The following is a 23,505-nucleotide window of genomic DNA, read 5'->3' on the forward strand; positions in this document are numbered from 1 at the left end:
AAGCTCCTGGTCCTGGTGCAGGTGATCTTGGTCGACACCGCTCCTACCAGGAGCTTCACCCTTTGTTGATCACCGACACACCCGAGCCAACCACCCGCCAACCACCGTCCACTCAGGTTGAAAAAGGCTCAGTGTGTTCGATTTGTTCAGCATCGGAATTGGTCCATCGAGCTCTCACACCGTTGGCCCGATGCGAGCGGCCCGACGTTTCGTGACCGAGCTGCGTGAGCGGGGAATGCTGGCTGAAACCAGCAGGCTCCGTGCACGACTCTACGGCTCACTCAGTGCGACGGGTTGCGGGCACGGCAGCGACGTGGCCGTGCTTCTCGGATTGTGCGGAGAGCAGCCGGAATTCGTGGACGTGGCATCCATCCCCGACCGTGTCGCCAGTATTAGGTCAGGTCGCATGCTGGCGCTCGATGGCGTACACGAGGTGCCGTTCATCGAACATACCGACCTTCAACTCCGGACTGGCGAGTCGTTGCCGCTACATCCGAACGGCATGAGCTTCACGGCCTTCGCCGTCGGCGAGTCCGCCATCCTCGAGCGAAACTACTACTCCGTTGGCGGTGGTTTCATCGTCGATGAGATGGGTGGGGATTCGCTACCTCAGGACGAGGTTCCCTACCCGTTCGCATCCGCGGTCGAGCTCCTCGCGCTGGCATCGAAGTACGATCGGCCGATCAGCGCCATCGTTCTCGGGAACGAACAAACATGGCGGACGACACGCGACATCGAAGCAGGCTTGGACGAGATCTGGCGTGCCATGAGCGACTGCGTGCGTGCGGGAATGGCCGTTGGCGGAACGCTGCCGGGTGGTCTGGGCGTACGGCGGCGTGCTGCGGCCCTCTACCGGCGACTGTCCTCGTTAGACCCCACAGACGACGAGCCGCGGTGGATGGACTGGGTGATGTTGTACGCACTCGCGGTCAACGAGCAGAACGCGGCGGGTGGCCGTATCGTCACCGCGCCGACGAACGGGGCGGCTGGAATCATCCCCGCGGTCTTGCACTACTACAGCCGTTTCGTGACCGGTGCGGACGAGGAGGGCGTGCGTCGTTTCCTGCTTACCGCGGCGGCCATCGGAGCGCTGTTCAAGTCAGGGGCGTCGATTTCCGGCGCGGAAGCGGGATGCCAGGCGGAGGTTGGATCCGCGTGCGCCATGGCGGCCGCGGGGTTGACGGAAGTCCTTGGTGGCACACCGGAACAGGTGGAGAACGCGGCGGAAATCGCCGTCGAACATAATCTCGGGCTCACCTGCGATCCGGTGGGCGGTTTGGTGCAGATTCCGTGTATCGAACGCAACGCCGTCGCGGCCATCAAGGCCATCACCGCGGCGAGGCTGGCGATGAACTCAGATGGCAGGCACCGGGTCTCCCTTGACCAGGCGATCGCGACAGTCCGCGAGACCGGAGCCGATATGAGCGAGAAATACAAGGAAACCGCGTTGGGCGGTCTCGCAGTAAACGTGCCGTTGTGCTGATGGCACTCGCCGTCCGCGTGCATGGTCGGCCGTGAGGAAGGGAAGGCATCGCGATGGATCGTCCCACCTACGATGAGGAAACACTCGTCGATGGTCCGTTGGACACTCTCCTGTCGGCCGCGTGCCAGATCAGGGACGAGCGGTTCGGGACTCGGATCACGTACTCACCGAAGGTGTTCGTGCCACTGACGACGTTGTGTCGTGACCGGTGTGGGTACTGTACGTTCGCGAAGTCCCCCGCACGTACCGACGCGCCGTACCTGACTCCGGATGAAGTGCTCTCGATCGCGGTGCGAGGGGCCGCGGCTGGCTGCCACGAAGCGTTGTTCACCTTGGGGGAGTGTCCGGAGAGCCGGTACGCGGTCGCACGGGATTGGCTGGCCGAACACGGTTATAGCTCGACCGTTGATTACCTGGTCGCCATGTGCGAGCTGGTACGTGAGGAAACCGGCCTGCTCCCGCACGCGAACGCGGGAGCACTGAGCGAGTCGGAGCTCGGGCGGCTGCGGACGGTGTCGGCGAGCCAAGGGATGATGCTGGAGTCGCTCAACCCGGAACTGGCCGCGCATCGCGGAGCTCCTGACAAGGATCCGGCTCGGCGAGTGGCCACATTGGACGCCGCTGGCGAGCTCGCGATTCCTTTCACGACGGGCATCCTTGTCGGGATCGGCGAGACGCATCGCGACCGTTGGGACGCGCTAAACGTCATCGCGGAGGCGCACCGACGTTACGGTCACATCCAAGAGGTCATCGTGCAGAACTTCGTACCGAAGCCGGACACGGTGATGCGCAACTCCCCGCCATGTGAACCGGAGGAGTTCCTGCGCACCATCGCGATGGCCCGCGTGATCCTCCCGCCTGATATCCATCTGCAAGCACCGCCGAACCTTCTCGACGACTTCGGGGTCCTGCTTGATGCGGGAATCGATGATTGGGGAGGCGTGTCACCAGTGACGGACGATCACGTCAATCCGGAACGCGCGTGGCCCGAGCTGGCACGGCTCGACGCGGTGACGGCACGGCGAGGCAAGATGCTCGCCCCTCGGTTGACGGTATATCCGGAGTTCGCGGCGGACGCTGGTCGCTGGCTGGCGGAGGAGATGCGGTTTTCCGTTCTCGACCGTTCTGATGCCGAGTACCTTGGCCGGGATGATCCTGGCGCGTTGTTCCCGGAGCGCTACGCTGACGCGAACAATGTAGGCACGGGTGCCGAGGTCAAGTTGACCGGGCGGAAGTCGACGGCCTGGTACTCGGGGGCCGACGGTGCGCCTCCCGTGCTCGTTCCCGCCTCGGTCGACCCAGGAGCCGCGGGAGCTGTCCGGGACACCCTGCGGTCGGCTCTCGCGGGTGAGGAGCTGGGGGAAGCGGAGATCGTGACGTTGCTGTCCGCGCGCGGCTCGGAGGTGGCCGCCGTGGCGCGGGTCGCTGATGAGCTCCGTACGAAGTCAGCCGGGAACACAGTGACTTATGTGCGCAACCGCAATATCAACTACACCAACGTATGCACGTTCAAGTGCCGGTTTTGCGGATTCGCCAAGGGCCCGTTATCGCTGAACCTGCGCGGCAAGCCGTACCTCCTTGAGATGGAGCAGATCGTCGAACGCGCCGTGGAGGCTTGGGAGCTTGGTTGCACCGAGGTTTGCCTGCAGGGCGGGATCCATCCAAACTTCGACGGTGAGCACTACGTCGAAGTGTGCCGGGCGGTGAAGCAAGCGGTTCCCGAGATGCACATCCACGGCTTCACCGCGCTCGAGGTGACCGAGGGAGCGCGGCGGCTCGGTGAGCCGCTGGACAGCTACCTGTCACGGTTGAAGGAGGCTGGCCTGCGTTCGTTACCGGGTACGGCGGCTGAGATCCTTGACGATGACGTTCGGGCCGTACTGTGTCCGGACAAGATCAGCACGGAGGAATGGCTCGAGTGCCATCGTGTCGCACACCGGATCGGTCTGCGCTCCAACATCACGATGATGTTCGGCTCGGTTGAGCAACCCGTGCACTGGGCACGGCACCTGCTGCGGACCCGCGAACTGCAACGAGAAACCGGAGGATTCACCGAGTTCGTCGGTTTGCCGTTCGTGCATATGGCCGCACCTATCTACCTGAAGCAGCAGGCGCGCCGCGGTCCGACCTGGCGCGAGGTCGTTCTCGTGCACGCGGTGGCCCGGATCGTGTATCACGGGCTCGTTGACCATATCCAGGCGTCTTGGGTCAAGATCGGATTGTCCGGCGTCAAGCAGCTGCTCCAGGCGGGGGTGGACGACGTCGGCGGAACTTTGATGGACGAGAACATTAGCCGCGCGGCGGGAGCGGCCCATGGCCAGCACATTCAAGAGGCGGACCTCGCCGGTATGGTGTCGGATCTCGGACGCTGGCTAGCCCGCCGGGACACCCTCTACCAACTGCTAGAGCCCGCGACCGCCAAGGCAAGCTGACCTGACGGTCGGCTGCCCCTGGTAGTAGCTGGTAATAGCGCACTTCGGCTCCGGGCGCGTCCATCGCGCCCGGAGCCGAAGTGTCGTGTATGGGCGGTTGGCTCGTCGAATCGCTCCAATCCCGGAGCTATGCGCGCTCGATCCGTCGAGCAGCGCGACTGATGAGGGTGGGCAGTACGGCGAGGCGATACCACCCTGGTGCGTCAAGGCCATCGCGAGCGGTGCATTCCTCGGCGGCGGCTGTGCCCGCTCGAGCGATGGCCGCATCGTCGCTGAGCGAGTGCCCGATCAGTTCAGTAGCGGCGGACTCGCAGAGCCTGGCCACCGGCTCGACGCTGCCAACCGCGATGCGTGCGTGCCGTACGATTTCGTCCTCGTCGACGTCCACCGAGACAGCGACGTTCGCGATGGCGTACTCACCAGTCGCGCGAACCGTGAGCCGCTCGAAGGTGGAACGACGCGTGGCCGGTGTCGGCACGCTCACCCTGGTGATCAACTCACCGAGGGGACGGTTCGCTCGGGACGCGAGGTACGACTGGATGTCGAGCGTGCTGAAGCCCGACGGTGCGCACAGCTCGATCTCGGCGTCCGCCGCGAGCAGCGCCGGGACGAGGTCGGCCTCCGCGAACGCCGTCGTCGCGATGTTCCCGCTGAGCGTCGCGGTATTCCGTACTTGGGGGAAAGCCGAGGTTCGCGCGGCTTCGGCGACGCACGAAAAGGCCGTGCCGCCGTGGGTTTCGGCGATGTCGGTGTGCGTCAGCATCGCCCCGAGCGTGACGTTCTCGCCCGTGTGGACCTGCCGCAGCTCGGGGAGATGATGCAGGGACACGTAGTTCGATCGCTGCTGTTCGCCACGCAGCTGTGAGCGCAAGATCCACGTGCCGCCGGCGAGCACCTCGCCTGCCGTGCCCAGTTCGGCCAGCACGCGTGCGGCGTCTTCCGCCGAGGCTGGCGAGTGGACGTGCGGGCGCGGGTTACTCCTGGTCAGGATCGTCGACATAGGGTGTGCCCTCCTTGGTGGTGCCGGTCACCGTAGTGCTGCCTGCGCCCGGTGCTCGAATGGGACGAATTCCTCGCCGAGGCCGAACGCGCTCGGGCCGAAGACGTTGAGCGCCTCGGGAGTGCGCATCATCTCCGGCGTTGAGATCGCGAAGACGCGTACACGTTGCCCGTAGCGCAGCGCCTCGGCGGTAATCGGTTCCCCGGTCTCCAGGTGGAGCACTGTGATCAGGTCCGGTACGACCACTCGGGTGTCGCCGTCGATTCTGGCGACGAGGAACTCGTTCTGGAAATCGATGGTACACGTCGAGTCGGAATCGAACCCGGCGATCGTGGCCGTCCCCCTGGTAAAGCCTTCGGCGGTGCGGCGTTCGACATCGACGATCTTGCCGGTGAAGATCGACTCGCCGTGCCCGTACAGGGTGTCGGAAAGGGTCTCGCTGAGGGCGTCGGCGGGATCGTGGTGGTTCTCGCGTGCCTCGCGCAGCGTCCGACCGAGTCGCAGTGCGAGCGACAGCGTGCCCGGTATCGCCGTCCTACGAGCCTCAGCGCCGTTCATCGAGTATTCGGCGATGTAGCTGACGCCGCCGATTTTGATAGCGAGCACCCGAGCCCACCCCTCGAGGCTCTTGTTGTCGTCGCCGGTGTCGAGTATCGCGGTGTGGCCGTGCTCGTCGGCGATCGCGAGCGGGGATCCGGAGACGCCGTAGATCGCGAAAGTCTCCATCTGGAGTTCGGGGAACGCCCTTCCCATCCCATCCGCGTCGACGACGGGAATGCCAAGTTGTGAAGCGACGAACAACGGGATGGTTGAGTTGATACCACCGCACTCGATCGGCATCGTCGCTGTCGCCTTACGCCCCAGGTGGTTCTCTAAGGCACGAAGCGCACTGATCGGTTCGGTGCCGCGTGGCAGCCGCTCGACGAGCACGCTCGGTGCGCCGATGAGAGCGGTGGGAATGATGAGGCTGTCGTCGTCCAACTCGTCGGTATCGATGACGGTTACCGGGCCGTTCCTACGCAGCGCTTCTGATACCAGGGTGCGGCCGATCGTCGGATCTCCGCCACCGCCGGTACCGAGCAGCGCGGCACCGCGGGCGAGGTCACCGAGGTCGTCAGGGGTGATTTCGAAGGCCATATCGTGTCCCTCCGGACGAGGTTCTGCTAGCAGCGGTCAGGTGCGTCGGGTCAGTGCGTTTCATCGAGAGTCAGATTTCCGACCGCGCGTACCCTGACCCGCGTCGCGTTGCCAGGTAGGTAGGCGATGGGGACCTCCTCGACGTCGACGATCTCGACCGAGTGAGGGTCAGCGCCTGCCGCCGCGGCCTTGTCCGCCGCCTCTTGCTTAGCCGCGTCAAGGACCTCGTCTCGCTGTCCCGGCGCGATGGGAAAGATCCGGTCGACCTCGCCACCGATCTGCGCGATGGCGGCACCGACCGCGTTGGCGACCGAGAAGTGGTCAGGACGCACGACTTTGGCCGCTCCCGCGAGTTCGTCGGGTAACAGCACGCTTCCGCCGCCGACCAATGCCACGGGCACTGGATTTGGGCTGGTACGCATCCGGTCAACGGTTATCGCGACCCGTTCGGCGATCGTATCGAGGCCGGTACGGACGAACGTGGGGTCGAGGTGGGCGACCTGGCTGGGGTCCCCGATAGCGGCTTTGCCCGCCGCCACCGCGAGATCCGTCGCTGTCAAAGTTCGCCCACCGAAGACAAGGGCTTCGTCACGCAACCGGTAGCCGACACTGTCTGGCCCTACGGTCACGCCCGCGTTCTCCTGCCGTACGCGGCTGCCGCCACCGATGCCAACGGACAGGACGTCGGGCATACGGAAGTTGGTCCGTACGCCACCGACACTCACCTCGGCGGTGGCCTCCCGGGGGAACCCGGACCGCAAGATGCCGACATCGCTCGTGGTTCCGCCGACGTCGACCACCGCACAGTCCTCAAGTCCCGAAAGGAACGCGGCGCCGCGCATCGAGTTCGTGGGGCCGGAAGCGAACGTGGCGACCGGATACTCGCGGGCGTAGCTCACGTCCATCAGAGTGCCGTCGTTCTGGCTGAGGTAGAGCGTGGCGTGAATGCCATCTTCGGCGAGCGTATTGGCAAGCCCGGTACATACCTGGTTGGCGAGCTCGCGCAGCGCCGCGTTGATGATGGTCGCGCTCTCTCGTTCGAGGAGCCCGATCCTGCCGATCTCGTGTGATCGGCTGATGTGCACGTGGGGTAACTGTTCCTGGAGTAGCGCGGCGACTTCGGCTTCCATCTCGGCGTTGACCGGGCTGAACACCGATGAGATCGCTACCGAACGAATGCCGTGCTTGCCTAGGTCGGCCGCCACTCGGTCGATCTCGGAGCGGTCCAGCGGTGAGATCGGACTGCCGTCGAACTCATGGCCGCCGTGACAGAGGTAACCTCGCGCGCTGATCGCCGCGAGGAGCCGGTCGGGCCACTCCACCAGCGGTGGCAATGCCTCGGTCGCTGGGAGCCCTAGCCGGACCACGGCTGTCGGGCATAACCGATTGGCTTCGATAATGGCATTAATGAAATGCGTCGTGCCGATCATGACCGCTTGGATGGATGCCGGTTCGAATGAATACTTCCCGCGCAGTTCGCTGAGCGCGTTACTGATGCCGCTCGTGACGTCAGCGCTCGTCGCCGTTTTCGTCTCCGCGAGAATCGTGGTTCCGCTTAGTAGTACAGCGTCGGTGTTGGTTCCGCCGACATCAATTCCGATACGCATCAACGTAGCCCCACGTCATTGTTCGGGTTGCCCGAGTGATCCGTCGTCACCGGGTGCTCTGCCGAGACAGGATCTCCTGCCGCGCTCGCGGCTCGCCCTGTCGTCGGGATCGCGATGCCGCGGTCACGGAAGTAGTTGAGGTCCATGTACTTCACTAAGAGGTTAGTGCTGGCCAGCGGTCCGCGTCCCTAGCCGAGGTGTAGAAAGTCGATCCGCTACTTAGTGCACTGTGCTGGTGTCTAGCCGCGTGTATGTTCAGCGAGCCGTGTTCTTTGGCGTCGTTGGTTGCCAGCACAGTTTCCGTGATAGAAATTTGTGGGATCGCGGTATGCTGATTGACTTCTGATGGCCGCTCAAATTCGTTATTATTATCCTGGGTCAATTGACGACGTCCTCGATTTGCATGCGAAACGCGGATCAATGCCGGACTGCTCGCGAAACATGCCGGGCCGGATAATGTACGACGATCTACATCGCACTTTTCCTCGGCCACCCGGTCCGCGACAGCGATAACGTGACGAGTTCTGGTGGTGAGCTGGATGGTATTGAAAATTGGCTACAAGGCTTCGGCGGAGCAGTTTGCGCCTCGTGATCTCGTTGAGTACGCCGTCCTGGCTGAGGAAGTCGGCCTGGACAGTGTCATGGTGAGTGATCATTACCAGCCGTGGCGGCAGAACGGTGGTCACGCACCGTTCTCCCTCGCGTGGCTCGCCGCCGTCGGTGAGCGGACGTCGCGCGTCGTGCTCGGCACGAGCGTGCTGACCGCGACGTTCCGGTATAACCCGGCCGTGCTCGCGCAGGCGTTCGGCACCCTGGGGTGCTTGTATCCCGGCAGGATCGTGCTGGGTGTTGGTAGCGGTGAAGCGCTGAACGAGGTCGCTGTCGCTCGGGTGAAGTGGCCGGGATTCAAGGAACGGCTCGCCCGGTTGCGAGAGGCCGTGGATCTGATGCGGACGTTGTGGCGTGAGGAGCGGGTCACGTTCGACGGCGAGTATTTCCAGACGCTCGACGCGACTGTGTACGACCGGCCTGATGGGGGAGTGCCGATCTATATCGCCGCGGGTGGGCCAGTGATGGCGCGATACGTGGGCGAGCGGGCCGACGGGTTCATCTGTACCAGCGGCAAAGGTATGGAGCTTTATACCGACAAGCTGCTGCCCGCCGTAGCGGAGGGCGCCAGAAATGGCGGTCGCGAGCCGGAACAGCTGGACCGCATGATCGAGATCAAGTTGTCGTTCGATCCCGATCCGGACCGCGCGATGGAGAACACGCGCTTCTGGGCACCGTTGTCGTTGACGCCGGAGCAGAAAGCGGGAATCGAAGATCCCGCCGAGATGGAGCGAGCGGCTGACGAGTTGCCGATCGAGCAGGTGGCGCGTCGCTGGATCGTCACATCGGACCCGGAGGAAGCGCTGTCCCAGATCAAGGCCTACGTCGACGCGGGTTTCGACCATCTCGTTTTCCATGGCCCTGGCCATGATCAGGAACGGTTCCTGAGGAGTTTCGCCGAGCAAGTCCTTCCTGCGTTGCGGGCGTTGAGCGATTGATGGTCCGAAGGGAAGACTCGATGAGCGAGTGGAGCATTGTCCTACCCGTGAAATCGTGGGCGTCGGCCAAGAGCAGAATGCTCGGACTCGGCTTCGCCGAACGGATCACACTGGTACAGGCACTGGCGGAAGACACGCTGCGCACGATCGCGGAAATGCCTGAGGTCGGGAGGTGCTTCGTGGTGGCGCCGCCGGACGTCCTCGCTGATCTCGAACGGAGAGTGGGTAAGCGGCGGTTTCGAGAAGTAGAGGACCACGCGGGTGGCGTTGGGCCGGATCCGCTGAACTCGGCGTTTCGGCAGGGATGCCGGGCTGCTCTTCGGGAAGGTTATCACCAAGTCGCCATGGTGGTGGGGGATGTGCCTGGACTGACCGCGGCGGGTCTGCGGGACTTCCTGCGGGCCGTGCCTGAAAGGTTATCGGCGATGATGCGAGACAGCCCCGGGAGCGGCACGACCATTCTGGCCAGCCGTCTCGGTGACTCCTTGCACCCGGAGTTCGGGCCAGGCTCGGCTGAGCGACACGCTGCCGCGGGGGCTGTCGACCTGACGCCGCGGTGCGACCCGTCGTTGTCCCACGACGTGGATACGATGTGGGATCTTTGGACGGCACGCGTCGTATCGGGATCCCTTCTGGATCACTGGTTCAGAAGATGGGGCGCCGTGCCCGTCGCATCGGGTGAACCACGATTGCGAGTGCCGGATCAGCTCAGGAACGCGGCACTGGATCGGAATGGTCAACCATTGGGTCATGGTTTTGGCGGATGATCGGTAGCTAGCTCGCCAGAATCGCCGGGCGCGGTGCATGGGTACCGCGGTGGCTTCAGCGACAGCTCTGCGGGTGTACTCGCGCGGTTCGCCGAGTATGTCATCCGTGAGCGACCTGTTCATGCAGTGGGTCACCGACGTTGGTCCTTGTGGCCGTTTGCGATACCGGTGCCTTCCGACGCGGAGATGGTGACGTGATGCGTGGGTGGTACTCGGAGCACGCGGTTTCCGTAGTCGCTGATGTCGCTGAGCCCCTCGTCGGTGATGATGAGGTCGGTCTCGTCGATGCTGGCGACTCTGGCCAGCGCACGCTGATCGAATTTCGTGCTGTCGGTGACAACGATGACCTGCTCGCCCGCCGCGATCATCGCACGTTTGATGGGTACTTCGAGCGTGTTGGTATTCGTGATGCCCGCGATGGGGTCGATGGCGTCGGCGCCAAGGAATGTCCAATCCGCGGTGTAGTCGCCGAGGAAATCAACCGCTCGCTCGCCGACAAGCGTAAAGACGGACCCAAGCAGTTCGCCGCCGGTGACGAGCAGGCGCACGTCAGGCATGCTGGCCACGAACTTGGCGATGCGCAAGTCGTTGGTGATCACCGTGAGACCGTGGCGATCGCGGAGAGCGGCCGCGACTTCGTAGGTCGTGGATCCGCTGTCGAGGATGATCGTGTCGCCGTCCCGGACGCGGCTGGCGGCGGTGCGGCCGATGGCAGCCTTCTCAGCGAGGCGTTGGGCCTGCTTCGTGGTGTAGGGAATATCGGTGGCGTTTCCTGGCAGTGGGCGGGCGCCACCATGGGTGCGCTGGACCTTTCCCGCGCGGGCGAGGGCGTCGAGATCGCGCCGGATCGTGGATACGTCGACACCGAGCCCCACGGCGAGGTCCTTGCCTTCGACGTACCCCTCAGCGAGCAGTCGATGCAGGATCTCACGCCTGCGCGTGCTCGTGGCCATTAGACCCTCCTTGCTCATGTGCTGCGAGGTCCAGCGTAGCCCGTAGGTCCCACCGTTCATTGACTCCGTAAACAGCATATCGCATGATATCGTGCAGAATAGTTGCGCGAAAGCATGCAGCACGACGCGGCGAACGCGAGGAGCGGATAATGAGTGACGCGCTGGAGCGCCTAGCGGGAGCTGGTGTAGCGGTGTGGTTGGACGACTTGAGCCGAGAACGGCTGGAGTCAGGAACGCTCGCGGAGCTGGTGGCCGAGCGACACGTCACTGGGGTGACGACGAATCCAACGATCTTCCAGCAGGCAGTCGCCTCCGGCGTGGCCTATGAACGGCAGTTGGCCGACCTCGCCTCGTTGAATGTGCCGGTGGGTGAGGCGGTACGGCTGGTTACGGCGCAGGACGTGCGGGCGGCATGTGATGTGTTGCGGCCGGTGTTCGCCGCCACGTCTGGCGCCGATGGTGTGGTGTCGATTGAGGTGGATCCCGGGCTCGCCCACGACGCGGCGCGGACGGTGGCCGAGGCGCGTCTGTTGTGGTGGTTGGTGGACCGGCCGAATCTTATGATCAAGATTCCGGCCACAGTGGAGTGTTTGCCCGCGATCACGGCCTGTCTCGCCGAAGGGATCAGTGTGAACGTCACGTTGATCTTCTCGGTGGAGCGCTATCAGGCGGTGACTGAGGCGTTCTTGGACGGCATGGAGCAGGCGCGGGCGGCGGGTCGACGGCTGGACGACATCAACTCCGTCGCGTCCTTCTTCGTTAGTCGCATTGATACCGAGGTGGATGCCCGGTTGGACACGATCGCGACCCGGCAGGCGCACGCGCTACGTGGTCATGCGGCGATCGCCAATGCGAGGTTGGCGTACGAGCATCATGAGCGAGTGCTCGGTACAGAGCGGTGGCTAAGGCTGGCGGAGAACGGGGCGCGCCCACAACGTCCACTGTGGGCGTCAACGGGCGTGAAAGACCCAGCCTATGACGACACGCGCTACGTGGTGGATCTCGTCGCACCGGGCACGGTCAACACGATGCCCGAGGCCACCCTTGCCGCGGTAGCCGATCACGGGCAGGTACGCGGTGATCGGGTCAGGGCGCACTACGACGAGGCTCGGCACGTGTTCAAAAGCCTCGCCGCGGTGGGAGTCGACATCGACGACGTCGTCAGCCAGCTGGAGCGCGAGGGTGTTGTCAAGTTTCAGAAATCGTGGACGGCGCTGCGTGACGACGTCGCGGCGGCCATGACAAGGAAGGTGAGCTGACGTGCGAGTTGGCATGATCGGTGCCGGTCGTATGGGTACGAATCTTGCCCGGCGGCTGATGCGGGCGGGACATGAGTGCGTGGTCTATGACGCCGATCCGGAAGCGGTGTCACAGGTGGAAACCTATGGTGCGCTCGGTGCGGCCTCGATCGCGGACATGGTCGGCAAGCTGCATGCACCTCGTGTGGTGTGGGCGATGGTTCCTGCCGCGCTGACTGGTTCGGTCGTGGACGAGCTCGCGACCGAGCTCACCCCTGGTGACGTCGTCATCGACGGTGGCAACTCGTACTACCGAGACACCGTGACGAGGGCGGCCGAACTCGCCGAGCGCGGCATCGACTACGTCGACGCGGGCACGAGCGGTGGGGTGTTCGGTTTGGAACGCGGCTTCTGCTTGATGGTCGGCGGCAAGGAGGACGTTGTCGCCCGGCTCGACCCCGTCTTCCGCGCGCTGGCGCCCGGTGTGGACGCGGCGAGACGGACACCGGGTAGCGCCGCTGAACCGGCGACTGAGGAGCACGGCTACCTGCACTGCGGGCCCGCGGGGGCTGGGCACTTCGTGAAGATGGTGCACAACGGCATCGAGTACGGCCAGATGGCCGCGCTCGCCGAAGGGCTGGCGATCCTGCGGAAGGCCGACATCGGGGTTGCCGAGCGCGAGTCAAGCGCCGAGTCCGCCCCGCTTGGCGATGCCGAGTTCTATCGCTATGACTTCGACATCCCCGCCATCGCGGAGGTGTGGCGGCGCGGCAGCGTCATTAGTTCGTGGTTGCTTGATCTGACAGCCGCCGCGTTACGCGCCGATCCGGAGTTGGCGGAGTTCAGCGGGCACGTCTCGGATTCCGGCGAAGGACGGTGGACGGTCCAGGCCGCTGTCGACGAAGGTGTGCCCGCTTACGTCCTCACCGCCGCACTGTTCGAACGGTTCAGTTCCCGCAAAGAGGGTGACTACGCGGACAAGGCGCTGTCGGCGATGCGTAAGGCCTTCGGTGGTCATGTGGAATTACCGGCTAACGATTGATGTGGCCCCTGCGAACCTGTGTCGGTCAACGTGATCGGGATGATCGGAGACCTCATGCTCGAGAATGCGTCCACGTGGGAGAAGTCCCCGCTGGTTCGACGGAACGTGCCTGCGGACTGGACGGATCTTGACACCCGTGCTGTGGATACTGTTCGTGTGTTGGCCGCTGATGCGGTGGAGCGGTGCGGTAGTGGGCATCCTGGCACGGCGATGAGTTTGGCGCCGGTGGCGTATAGCTTGTTTCAGCGGATCATGCGCCACGACCCGGCCGACCCGAACTGGCTGGGTCGGGATCGGTTCGTGTTGTCGGCGGGTCATTCCAGCCTGACGTTGTATATCCAGTTGTTCCTGGCGGGGTATGGCGTGGAGCTGGAGGATTTGAAGGCGCTGCGCACATGGGGTTCGCAGACTCCGGGGCATCCGGAGTATGGCCACACGCCGGGTGTGGAGACGACCACCGGCCCGTTGGGGCAGGGCCTGGCCAATGCCGTTGGTATGGCGATGGCCGCTCGGCGTGAGCGGGGCCTGTTCGATCCCGAGGCCCCGGTTGGGGAGAGTGTGTTCGACCATCATGTTTATGTGATCGCTTCGGATGGGGACATCGAGGAGGGGGTGACGTCGGAGGCGTCGTCGCTGGCGGGTCGCCAGGAGTTGGGCAATCTGGTGGTGATTTATGACGACAACCAGATCTCTATCGAGGACGACACCGCGATCGCCCTGTCGGAGGACACCGCCAAGCGCTATGAGGCGTACGGCTGGCACGTCGAGACCGTCACTGGTGGTGAGGACATCGTCGCGATCGAAAAGGCCCTGGCGGCGGCGCGGGCGGAGACGTCGAAGCCGTCGTTGATCGTGTTGCGCACCGTGATTGGGTATCCGGCGCCGACGCTGGCCAACACCGGCGCCGTCCACGGCGCCGCCCTGGGGGCTGAGGAGGTCGCCGCCACCAAGCGGGTCCTCGGGTTTGATCCCGATCAGCACTTCGCCGTCGACGACGACGTGCTGGCCCACACCCGGGCGGTCGCGGAGCGCGGCAAGCGGGCGCACGCGGAGTGGAACGAGCGCTACGACACCTGGGCCGCGGCCCACCCGGAGGCCAAGGCACTGGCGGATCGGCTCGCCGCGCGTGCGTTGCCGCAGGGCTGGGCCGATGCGCTGCCCAGTTGGGGCCCGGACGCGAAGGGGATTGCGACGCGGAAGGCCTCGGGTGAGGTGCTCAACGCCGTCGCCGATGTGCTGCCCGAGCTGTGGGGTGGCTCGGCGGATTTGGCGGGTTCGAACAACACCCTGATCAAGAACTCCGACTCGTTCGGCCCCGCCTCGGCCAGCACCGGCATGTTCACCGCCCAGCCGTATGGGCGGAACCTGCACTTCGGGGTGCGTGAACACGCCATGGGCGCGATCTGCAACGGCATCGCGCTGCACGGCGGCACCCGCCCTTACGGCGCCACGTTCCTCATCTTCAGTGACTACATGCGCCCGGCCGTGCGGCTCGCGTCGCTGATGGGGTTGCCGGTGACCTACGTGTGGACGCACGACTCCATCGGTCTCGGTGAGGACGGGCCCACCCACCAGCCCGTCGAACACCTCGCGTCGCTGCGCGCCATCCCCGGGCTCAACGTCGTGCGCCCCGCCGACGCCAACGAGACCACGGCCGCGTGGCGACGCGCCCTGGAGATCACCGACGCCCCCACCGGGCTGTGTCTGACACGGCAGAACGTGCCCGTGCTCGACGGCACCCGGGAGAAGGCGACCGAGGGTGTCGCCCGCGGTGGTTATGTGCTGGCCGACGCCGACGGCGGCACGCCGGAGATCATCCTGATCGGCACCGGCTCCGAGGTGCAACTCGCCCTCGCCGCCCGCGACACCCTGCACGCCGAGGGTGTGCCCACCAGGGTGGTGTCCATGCCATGTGTCGAATGGTTCGACGCCCAAACCGTCGCCTACCGCGAGTCCGTGCTGCCCCCATCGGTCACCGCGCGGGTGGCGGTCGAGGCCGGCATCGCCCAGTCGTGGCACCGCTTCGTCGGCGATGACGGCGAGATCGTCTCGCTGGAACACTTCGGCGCCTCAGCCGACCACACCACCCTGTTCCGCGAGTTCGGCATCACCACCAACGCCGTCACCGACGCGGCACGCCGCTCACTGGCCAACGCGGGCTAGGCGGGCGCCAGGGGAGTGCGGTTCCGTGGGGAGGTGGGTGTGTGTTTGCGCAGGTAGAGCCAGCTCAGTAGTCCGATGTTGATTACTAGCCAGCACGATAGGAGTCGGTAGACGAGTACGGTTGCGGCTGCTGTGGTGACGGGTGTTCCCGCGGAGATGAGGCCGGTGAGCAGGCTGGCTTCGACGAGGCCGATTCCGCCTGGAGTGAGTGGGATCTGGCGGGCGAGTTGGGCGCCGAGGAAGGTCGCGGCTAGTGCGATGATGCCGATGTCCAGCCCGAGGGCTCGTGTCACGAAGAGCAGGCATAGCAGTTCGGTGGACCAGTTCGCCAGCGCGGCGGTGAGGGCCAGTATCCAATATCGGGCGGTGACTGAGCGGGTGGCGAGTTTGATGACGATGGCGGTGATCACGAGGAGCACGCAGGCGAAAGCGGTGGCTGTCGTGGTCAACTGGGGTGGGAGCATGCGGGCAAGGGGCAGTTCGAGCAGGGCGGCCACGATGGCGCCGGCGGCGTAGATCATGGCGAGTGCGGCGGTCAGCAGGACGCTGGAGAGCATCAGCACCATTGCGGCTGTTCGACGGTCGGCGCCATGGGCGTGGAACTGCCGGTAGGCGTAGGTCGCTGAGACGACGGAGCCCGCGGGCAGGCTGTAGGCCATCGCTGCTCGGCTGTAGGCGAGGGCGAGTGCGCGCCGGTGAGGAAGGGTGATGCCGATGCCGGCGAGCAGGGTGCGTTGGTGGCGGGCGAACATGTCGAGCGAGGCGAATATGGCGAGACTCGCCGCGATCAACCACGTCGTATCAGCCGTCTGTAGCACGGCGATGACCTCGTGGGGTTGGGGTAGCTGATCGCGCAAGTGGTAGACCGCGGTCGTGCCGAGTGCCGCGACAAGCACATAGCCACCAGCTCGACGCACTCCAGGCATGATCGGGCGCACCGACGTCGGCCGGTTGCCGCATCCCACCGTCACGCGTGCTCCTCGTGTCGAACAGTCCAATCGGCACCAGACGTAGGCCGCTACTGAAAGAACGGACCATCGTTCACAGCTGTGACGCCGTCACGGTCAGTGCTGATGGACTCATGGGTATGCCTTCGCGGTGCGATGGTTGGTGACCGAGCCTGCCGGGTGGCAGCCGAACTCGCCCGGCAGGCCCGGAGATGAGGTCAACCGCGATGTCGCGGTTGTGTACATGCCCCCGAGTGTTACGGATTCGGGTAGCAAGCGAACCCGGAAAAATACCCAAATGGCTACCTGGTTCGGAAGCCAAGCGAGCAGCCGTACCACCGGCTGTCGAGATCGTGGTCTAGTCGCGGGTTTTGTTGATGTTGGTGGGGGCGAGTCGTACGCAGCAGAGGTGGGGGGCGGGGTCGAGTTGAGCGGTGAAGCCGGTGCTGGCGAGTCCGTCGAGCATGCCGCTGAGTAGGCAGAGGTTCATGCCGCAGACCAGTTCGGTGTGTTTCTGGGCCAGGTCGTGGAAGGGGCAGTTGCCGAGCAGGATGTTGGTGTCGGCGACTCGGGGTTCGAAACCGTGGATTTCGAGCGTGCGCAGGAGGTCGGCCTGGTCGCTGTCGCCCGGATCGGTCGCGCGCGCCGCGGCGCCGAGTCGCGTGCCGAGTTCGCGGGCATGCCAATCGAGGACGGTGCGTGGCGACTGTCCGGATTGTTCGGATTCTTGGACCGCGGTGGCCAGTAGTTGTCCGGCGAGCTCGTAGCGCCGTTCGGGCAGGTTGACCTCGATGGGCTGCCGGGACCGGTGATACAGCTTCGCGGGACGGCCCGCGCCTGGGCCGCTGCGGCCGGTGCGCCGCTCGTGCACCACATCGAGCAGTCCCGCGTCGGCGAGCCGGTCGAGATGAAACGCGGCCGTCGCCCGCGCCAATCCCAGGGCGGCTGCCGCCTCGTCGCGGCTCACTGGTGAGGGCTGGCGCACCACGAAGTCATACAACCGCCGCCTTGTCGGTTCATCCAGCACCGCGACCGCGGCGAACCGCGCTTCCCGCGAGTCGGCCATCCTCACCTCTAAAAATAATGATCGTTGACTAAAGAGTGTTGCTCGATCTAACGTTAACACGTCTTGTTGATAGAAGGAGTCGTCATGAGCACACAGACATTCGAAGCGGGAACCGTTGGCCGCTTGCTGCGAGCGGACCCGGCTTACCAGGCGTTTTTCGCGCTGCGGACGGTGTTTACCGTGGCGCCGATCCTGTTCGGCCTGGACAAGTTCACGAACTGGCTGGTCGAGTGGCCCGTCTATCTCGCGCCGTGGATCGACGACATCGTGCCCGGAACCGCTCAGCAGGCCATGTACGCGGTTGGTGTGGTCGAGATCATTGCTGGGATCGTGGTCGCGCTGATCCCGCGCTATGGCGGACTTCTTGTCGCCGCGTGGCTGGCTGGGATCATCGTCAACCTGCTGACCATTCCCGGGTTCTACGACATCGCCTTGCGTGACTTTGGGCTACTGGTCGGTGCGGTGGCGCTGGCGCGGCTGGCCGCACGGTACGCTCCCGCTCGTCGTGGACACCCGGCATGAGTCCGACCGAACCGGAACCGGACGGCTCATCCGAACCGCGGCACGTGGTAATCGACGGGAGCCATCGTCGCCTGCGCATCGTCCACGGTCGCGAGGGTGTGGATCTTCCCGCCGCTCAGCAAGCCGTGAGCGATCTGCTCGTCGCCTTTGGCCGGGACCCGTCATCGGAACATTTGGCTGAGACGCCACGACGAGTGGCGCATGCCTACGCCGAGCTGCTCTCGCCTCGCGAGTTCGACCTGACCACGTTCCCTAACGACGAGGGCTACGACGAGCTCGTGCTGGCCAGAGGTATTCCCGTGCGGTCGCTGTGCCAGCACCATCTGCTGCCCTTTCACGGCGTCGCGCACGTGGGGTATCTGCCCGGCGACCGAATTCTCGGGCTGTCCAAACTCGCCAGGGTGGTCGAGTTGTTCGCCCATGACCTGCAAGTCCAGGAGCGCCTGACGAAACAGGTCGCCGACTGGCTGGGTGAGCACCTGGAGCCCAAGGGGGTCGGTGTCGTCGTCGAGGCAGAGCACTTGTGTATGTCGCTGCGCGGCGTGCGCGCTCCAGGGGCACGCACCGTCACCTCCGCCCTGCAGGGCGTGGTGCGCGACGACGCTCGCTCCCGGCATGAGTTCTTCGCGCTCACCGGCGTGCACAGCTAACCAGTCTCAGGAGGAAGACATGACCATCGCTCACACGTATCTTGGAGCGCTAGGCTGCTGACCTCGCGGTGCTGGAACGTATGACCCGCGGTGGTCACTCGCCGGCCACGGCGTCGTCGGTCGCGCCAGCTTCCGCCGTGCCCCCGTCTGTTGTGTCACCGTCAGCCGCGCCCCCGTCTGCCGGATTATCGTCCGGTTCCGTCGTCGGCGTCGGCTCGGTCGTGGTGGTCGTCTGCTCGGTAGTGGTCGTTGTCTGCGTCGTCGTTGTGGTAGTCGGGGGCGTCTCGGTCGTCGTGGGTGTCGGCGTTTCGGTGACGGTTTCCGGCTCGGCTGTTGTCGGGCCGGTCTCGTTCTCGCGCAGCAGCCGGTCGTCGTTGATCAGCAGCCGCTCGGGCGAGGTGATGAGGGTCAGCGAATGCACCTCGTCGCGGACGGTGCCGTCGCCGAGTTCGAGCTCGATGCCGACCCTGACAGTGTCTGAGCCGGTAGCGCGCGGATCGTCGACGATGTCGACGTCGTCCACTTCCGACCAGCGGTCCAGGTAGTTCTGCTTGCCTTGCGCCCGCAGCGCGGGGCCCAGCCGCTCCCACGCCTCCTCAGCTTGGTCGGGCAACAGGTCGTAATAGTCCGCGACGGCTTGTTCCATCGCCGCGGGCGTGAGTTCGACGGCGTCCGAACCAGGGTCGTCGCCGTCGAGCAGGAAGTAGGCGGCAAGCCCGACCCCCGCCAGCAGCGCCACCACGATCGCGGCGACCATCCAGCGCCGCGCGGAACGCTTCGGCGGCTCGGCGTACTCCGTGACCGGGGGAACGCCGGGTAGTGTCTGCGGGTTCATCGCGCGGGTCGGTGCCTCGCTTCCGGGCCAGGCGCCGAGCACCGCCGTTGGCTGGTGACCCGTCGCGGCCTGGGTGAGCATCTGCTCGGCTTCCCGCGCGCTGACCCGCGCGGCCGGGTCCAGCTGCATCATCCGTTGGAGGGCGCCGATCAGCACGCCCGCATGCTGTGGCTGCGGGAACGTTCCGGCGGCCACCTTGTGCAGCAGGGATAGCGAGTTTTCTCCCGCGCCACCGAACGGTGGCGTGCCTTCGACCGCGGCATACAACGTGGCGCCAAGGGAGAACATGTCCGAGGCTGGCGAGGGTTTGGTACCTCGCGCGACCTCGGGTGCCAGGTACGCGGGTGTTCCCGCCACCAAGCCGGTCTGCGTGACGACCACGTCGCCAGCGGCGTGCGAGATGCCGAAGTCGGTGATCTTGGCTGACCCGTCCTCTGCGATGAGGATGTTGGCGGGTTTAACGTCGCGATGTATTACGCCCGCGTCGTGTGCCGCCGCCAGCGCCGACGCCGCCTGCGCGCCGATGCGCGCGACTTCCCCCGCGGGCAACCGTCCGCGCTCCGACATAAGCTCCGCCAGGCTGCGCGATGGCAGGTACTCCATCACGAGCACCGGCAGATCGTCATCGACGACGACGTCGAACACGCCGATGACATGCGGGTGGTGTAGTCGGGCGGCGACCCGACCCTCCCGCATCGCCCGCCTGCGGGCCTCGTCGGCCTGCGCCGGTTCGAGCCCCGGCTGGATCAGCAGCTTCTTGATCGCGATGTCGCGGTTCAGCCGCTCGTCACGGGCCTGCCACACCACGCCCATCGCCCCGGTCCCGAGCAGACGTTGCAGCCGGTACCGCCCCGCGACGAGGTCGCCGGGTTCACTCATCGCAGTTCACGTCGTGAGTTCGCACGGGTCCAGGCTAACCAGTCATCGCCCGCACGCGTGGATGAGCCTGCTCGCCGGTGCGGAGTCTTCTCAGCGCGCCCGTTTGCTGTGGCCGTGGCTTCGGGACGGACCTGTTGTGGCCGACCCTGGTGACCTGGGCGGTTAAGTGACGCAGTGCGGACGGGGCACCGATCTCTCATCGTTACGGCGAGCTGAGACCACGCGACAAGGGAGTTCTTGTCGAGCTTGTTCGCACCGACTGTCGGCAGTGGTTGTGGGAGATCGTCATGTCGGGCATACTGGTGGTGCCGCCTCCCGCTGGGGGGCTGGAAGTGAGCCCGGGATTGTGCCCGCGTTTCGTGGGACCCCGGGCTTTGCGCTTGTCTATGGCCTGTCGTGTGGCAGCCATGTAACTTCGAGCGGGCGCGCTTCGTCCAGTGCATGCCATGGGTCCGGGTCTCCACCGGCTTCATTAGCTACGAAGGCGCCGACGATCAAGTCGGCTAGCCAGCACAGCGGCTCAGCCGTTTTGTCGACATGTTCGACAGTCAGGGCGTCGGCTATCGAGAGGGAGCCTCGCAATCGGTCGATTGTGCGTCGGTCGTGTTTGTCGCTTCGTGCGCGTGACTCGAGCAGCACGGTTGTTACGTGCTCGACGTGCCCAAGTTTCGGAAGTGCGTTGGCCAGGATTCTGCGTCTGCTGCGCTCTTGACCTCGGGGGTGCGTGAGCTGAACAACGACAAGCGCTGCTTCCCAGTCGAGCTGGCCGGCATCGCGGGCCACGGACAGTCGCGTCTTCTGAGGCAAGTCGTAGAAATGCAGAAAGTCCGTCCCGACGGGCCGCAGCGTGTGCAGGTCTTCCCGTACAGTGGCTGCGCGATCTGCGCGCACCATAGGAAATGCCATCGCGTAAAGCCATAGACCTTGCTTATTTGGCCGCGATGACTCGTCGCCTGCAGCGATGCAGTCTCCGCTCATTCCACCCCTCCGCTATTCGAGGGGCGCACCATACCAAGCAAGTCAGACACCACGACCACAACCAACACCGCGGGCAGCTGTATTGGTGCCGGACACCGCGATCGTCAAGACGTCTGAACTGACGTCGAGATGGGCTTGGTGTGGCACGTCGGTAAGGCGATGAACCTGGGTTGCCGTCGAAGGTCAGATCGAATGTGGGACTGCGCGAGGCTACGGGCTGGCAGTGTTCTAGCCCGGCTCGTCGACGATGAGGGCGAGGAGCTCATCGAGGAAGCCCCTGGCCTCGGTCGCCGCGCGGTCGGGGTCGCGGTCGGCGATGGCTCGCAGCAGCCCACGGTGCCCGATGTCGGTCGGGTGCTGTTCGGTCTTGGTCGTCGTCGCGACGCTGGCGGTGATCACTTCGGTGAGGCCGCGGTGGAGTTCGGTGAGCAACGTGTTGTGTCCGGCTTCGACCACCGCGAGATGGAACTCCGCGTCCGTGCGCACGTAGTCGTCGAGTCGACCCTCGTGGGATGCTCGGTCGCGCTCGTCCAGTAGCCGTTCCAGTGTCGCGAGTTCAGCGTCAGCGCGTGCCGTCGCCGCGAGGCGCGCGCCTTCGACTTCCAGCGTTCGACGCACCTGGAGCACCTCACGGAGTTCGGTGCCGCAGAGGCGGCGCACGGCCCCGGACACCTCGCTTGTGGCTCGGACGTAGGTGCCGTCGCCCTGGCGAACCTCCAGCAGGCCGGTGTGGGCGAGGGCGCGCACGGCTTCGCGCACGGTGTTGCGGCCGACGCCGAGTGTCCTCACCAGCTCAGGCTCCGTCGGAATGCGCTGGCCGACTGGCCATTCGCCGTGCCGGATGGTCTCGCGAAATTGTTCGATGATCTGGTCCACGAGGCCCGATCGGCGCGTTGCGGCCAGTGGCACGGCAGGCTCCCTTCAGCGTTTGTCTGTGATCTACCACGCGATCGCGGTGGCTCGATTGGCCCAATCATCCTATGTATTGCTACCTTAGCTCATATGGCATCCGGTCGCAGTGCGTCGCTGGACGACGTTCACGTGGAAAGGCCGGAGGAAGCGGATCGTCGTGCCGCCATCGCGACGAAGTATCTCGGCGGGAGCCTGCTACTCGCGGTTGCTGTCGTGCTCGCCGCGCTTAACCTGCGGCCCCCGGTCACCGCGGTGGGTTCGGTACTCGACGAGATGCGCGAGACTCTTCACGCGTCGGGCGCGTGGGCGGGCGCCTTGACGACCGCACCCGGGTTGTGCTTCGCCATCGCGGGGCTCGCCACCCCACTGCTAGCGCGTCGGATTGGAGTGAATCCGTCGGTCACGCTCGCGCTTCTCTTGTTGACCGCAGGCCTGGTGATCCGCGTGCTCGACGGCCCGCTGGTGGTGTTGGGTGGCACGCTCATCGCGTGTGCTGGCATCGCGTTGGCCAACGTGCTGATCCCCGTTGTCATTAAGACCTCCTTCGCGGCAAGGACCGGTCTCATGACCGGGATCTACACGGCCGCGCTGCAGGCGGGTGGCGCGCTCGGCTCCTCGGTGACGCCGCCGCTGGACAGCGCGTTCGGTGGCTGGCGCGGTGGGCTCGTCAGCTGGGCGGTGCTTGCCGCGTTGGCGCTGGGGTTGTGGCTGGCCGCGACCCGGGGTGGCCGAGGTGGTGACGGCGCGCCGAGCAGTGCTGGCGGTGGTCGGTCGTTGCTGCGCAACCCGCTGGCGTGGGTCGTGACCGTGTTCTTCGGCTTTCAAGCGTGCCTCGCCTACACCGTGATGGGATGGTGGCCGCAGGTGCTCATGGATGCCGGAGTGAGCCGATCGGTCGCTGGGCTGCTGCTCGGGCTGATCTCGTTGATCGGTCTGCCGGTGAGCCTGGTCGTTCCGCCGATCGCAGCGCGCCAGCGTAGTGGGCAGAGCTGGTGGATCGTCGGACTCGGCGCGTTCGGCGTCGCCGGGATCACCGGCATGATGGTCGCACCGTCGGCGTCGCCACTGTTGTGGTCAATCCTCGTTGGTATCGGCATGAGCGTGTTCTCGCTCGCGATCACGACGATCACGTTGCGGGCTCGTACCAGCCATGACGCGTCGGGATTGTCGGGCATGGCGCAGGGTTTCGGCTACCTCCTCGCCGCCGCGGGCCCATTCCTTTTCGGGATCCTGCATGACAGCACCGGCGGCTGGACCGTGCCGTTCGTCCTGCTGCTGTGCGTGGTGCTCGGGCAGGTCGTCTTCGGATTCATCGCGGGCCGACCCCGATACGTCTAATCGGAGATG

The 23,505-nt window shown here is 65.3% G+C and carries 17 protein-coding genes; 9 read left to right on the forward strand and 8 right to left on the reverse strand.

All coding sequences use genetic code 11. The features are described 5' to 3' along the window. The first annotated feature begins 133 nt into the window (after positions 1-133). Both ACFQGD_RS07050 and cofH read left to right on the forward strand, forming a co-directional pair. Entirely contained in the window at positions 134-1,483 is a 1,350-nt protein-coding gene (locus ACFQGD_RS07050) for an L-serine ammonia-lyase (RefSeq protein WP_345399083.1), read from the forward strand. A gap of 53 nt (positions 1,484-1,536) precedes the next feature. After that, complete coding sequence (gene cofH / locus ACFQGD_RS07055) at positions 1,537-3,915, forward strand: 5-amino-6-(D-ribitylamino)uracil--L-tyrosine 4-hydroxyphenyl transferase CofH (protein WP_345399080.1); 2,379 nt, start codon at positions 1,537-1,539, stop codon at positions 3,913-3,915. Between the two features lie 127 nt (positions 3,916-4,042). Here the strand turns inward: cofH and ACFQGD_RS07060 are convergent, their stop codons facing one another. Genes ACFQGD_RS07060 through ACFQGD_RS07070 form a run of 3 tightly spaced genes read right to left on the reverse strand, consistent with a single transcriptional unit; the run spans position 4,043 to position 7,659 of the window. Beyond that, on the reverse strand, positions 4,043-4,915 hold the full coding sequence (locus tag ACFQGD_RS07060; RefSeq protein ID WP_345399077.1) for an FAD binding domain-containing protein: 873 nt from the start codon (positions 4,913-4,915) through the stop codon (positions 4,043-4,045). A gap of 27 nt (positions 4,916-4,942) precedes the next feature. Continuing rightward, positions 4,943-6,052 (reverse strand): DUF917 domain-containing protein, encoded by a 1,110-nt coding sequence (locus ACFQGD_RS07065; RefSeq protein WP_345399074.1) that lies wholly within the window; start codon positions 6,050-6,052, stop codon positions 4,943-4,945. Positions 6,053-6,102: 50 nt separating this feature from the next. Beyond that, positions 6,103-7,659: a hydantoinase/oxoprolinase family protein gene (locus ACFQGD_RS07070; protein ID WP_345399071.1), complete on the reverse strand. Its 1,557-nt coding sequence runs from the start codon at positions 7,657-7,659 to the stop codon at positions 6,103-6,105. Positions 7,660-8,198: 539 nt separating this feature from the next. On the opposite strand from ACFQGD_RS07070, the gene fgd reads away from it, so the two are divergent. Next, positions 8,199-9,206, forward strand: coding sequence for a glucose-6-phosphate dehydrogenase (coenzyme-F420) (gene fgd / locus ACFQGD_RS07075; RefSeq protein WP_345399065.1), 1,008 nt, complete (start codon positions 8,199-8,201; stop codon positions 9,204-9,206). A gap of 898 nt (positions 9,207-10,104) precedes the next feature. On the opposite strand, the gene ACFQGD_RS07080 is transcribed toward fgd, so the two are convergent. After that, the gene (locus ACFQGD_RS07080) at positions 10,105-10,926 is read right to left on the reverse strand and encodes a DeoR/GlpR family DNA-binding transcription regulator (protein WP_345399063.1); all 822 of its coding nucleotides are present in this window, start codon (positions 10,924-10,926) and stop codon (positions 10,105-10,107) included. 149 nt (positions 10,927-11,075) lie between these two features. On the opposite strand from ACFQGD_RS07080, the gene tal reads away from it, so the two are divergent. Genes tal through tkt form a run of 3 tightly spaced genes read left to right on the forward strand, consistent with a single transcriptional unit; the run spans position 11,076 to position 15,369 of the window. After that, entirely contained in the window at positions 11,076-12,185 is a 1,110-nt protein-coding gene (gene tal / locus ACFQGD_RS07085) for a transaldolase (RefSeq protein WP_345399061.1), read from the forward strand. A 13-nt stretch (positions 12,186-12,198) separates the two neighbouring features. Then, positions 12,199-13,206: a phosphogluconate dehydrogenase (NAD(+)-dependent, decarboxylating) gene (gnd, locus tag ACFQGD_RS07090; RefSeq protein WP_390221141.1), complete on the forward strand. Its 1,008-nt coding sequence runs from the start codon at positions 12,199-12,201 to the stop codon at positions 13,204-13,206. Positions 13,207-13,260: 54 nt separating this feature from the next. Further along, a complete protein-coding gene (tkt, locus tag ACFQGD_RS07095) occupies positions 13,261-15,369 on the forward strand; it encodes a transketolase (protein ID WP_390221024.1) in 2,109 nt (702 codons plus the stop codon). Here the strand turns inward: tkt and ACFQGD_RS07100 are convergent. Further along, on the reverse strand, positions 15,366-16,340 hold the full coding sequence (locus ACFQGD_RS07100) for a lysylphosphatidylglycerol synthase transmembrane domain-containing protein (RefSeq protein WP_345390127.1): 975 nt from the start codon (positions 16,338-16,340) through the stop codon (positions 15,366-15,368). The two genes, tkt and ACFQGD_RS07100, sit on opposite strands and share 4 nt — an antisense overlap. Positions 16,341-16,674: 334 nt before the next feature. After that, a complete protein-coding gene (locus ACFQGD_RS07105) occupies positions 16,675-17,382 on the reverse strand; it encodes a helix-turn-helix transcriptional regulator (RefSeq protein ID WP_345390130.1) in 708 nt (235 codons plus the stop codon). Positions 17,383-17,466: 84 nt separating this feature from the next. Between ACFQGD_RS07105 and ACFQGD_RS07110 the strand changes: the two genes are divergently transcribed. Next, a complete protein-coding gene (locus ACFQGD_RS07110; protein WP_345390133.1) occupies positions 17,467-17,904 on the forward strand; it encodes a hypothetical protein in 438 nt (145 codons plus the stop codon). Next, positions 17,901-18,554, forward strand: coding sequence for a GTP cyclohydrolase I FolE (folE, locus tag ACFQGD_RS07115; RefSeq protein WP_345390136.1), 654 nt, complete (start codon positions 17,901-17,903; stop codon positions 18,552-18,554). The genes ACFQGD_RS07110 and folE overlap by 4 nt, the downstream gene beginning before the upstream one ends. A 94-nt stretch (positions 18,555-18,648) precedes the next feature. Here the strand turns inward: folE and ACFQGD_RS07120 are convergent, their stop codons facing one another. Both ACFQGD_RS07120 and ACFQGD_RS07125 read right to left on the reverse strand, forming a co-directional pair. After that, on the reverse strand, positions 18,649-20,268 hold the full coding sequence (locus ACFQGD_RS07120; protein WP_345390139.1) for a serine/threonine-protein kinase: 1,620 nt from the start codon (positions 20,266-20,268) through the stop codon (positions 18,649-18,651). Between the two features lie 1,206 nt (positions 20,269-21,474). After that, entirely contained in the window at positions 21,475-22,155 is a 681-nt protein-coding gene (locus ACFQGD_RS07125) for a FadR/GntR family transcriptional regulator (RefSeq protein ID WP_345390143.1), read from the reverse strand. 93 nt (positions 22,156-22,248) lie between these two features. Here ACFQGD_RS07125 and ACFQGD_RS07130 point away from each other — a divergent pair, with 93 nt between their 5' ends. Next, positions 22,249-23,496 carry a CynX/NimT family MFS transporter gene (locus ACFQGD_RS07130; RefSeq protein ID WP_345390146.1) on the forward strand — a complete coding sequence of 416 codons (1,248 nt, stop codon included), beginning with the start codon at positions 22,249-22,251 and terminating at the stop codon, positions 23,494-23,496. The last annotated feature ends 9 nt before the right edge of the window (positions 23,497-23,505 follow it).

Source organism: Haloechinothrix salitolerans, assembly GCF_042662605.1.
GTDB lineage: Bacteria > Actinomycetota > Actinomycetes > Mycobacteriales > Pseudonocardiaceae > Haloechinothrix_A > Haloechinothrix_A salitolerans.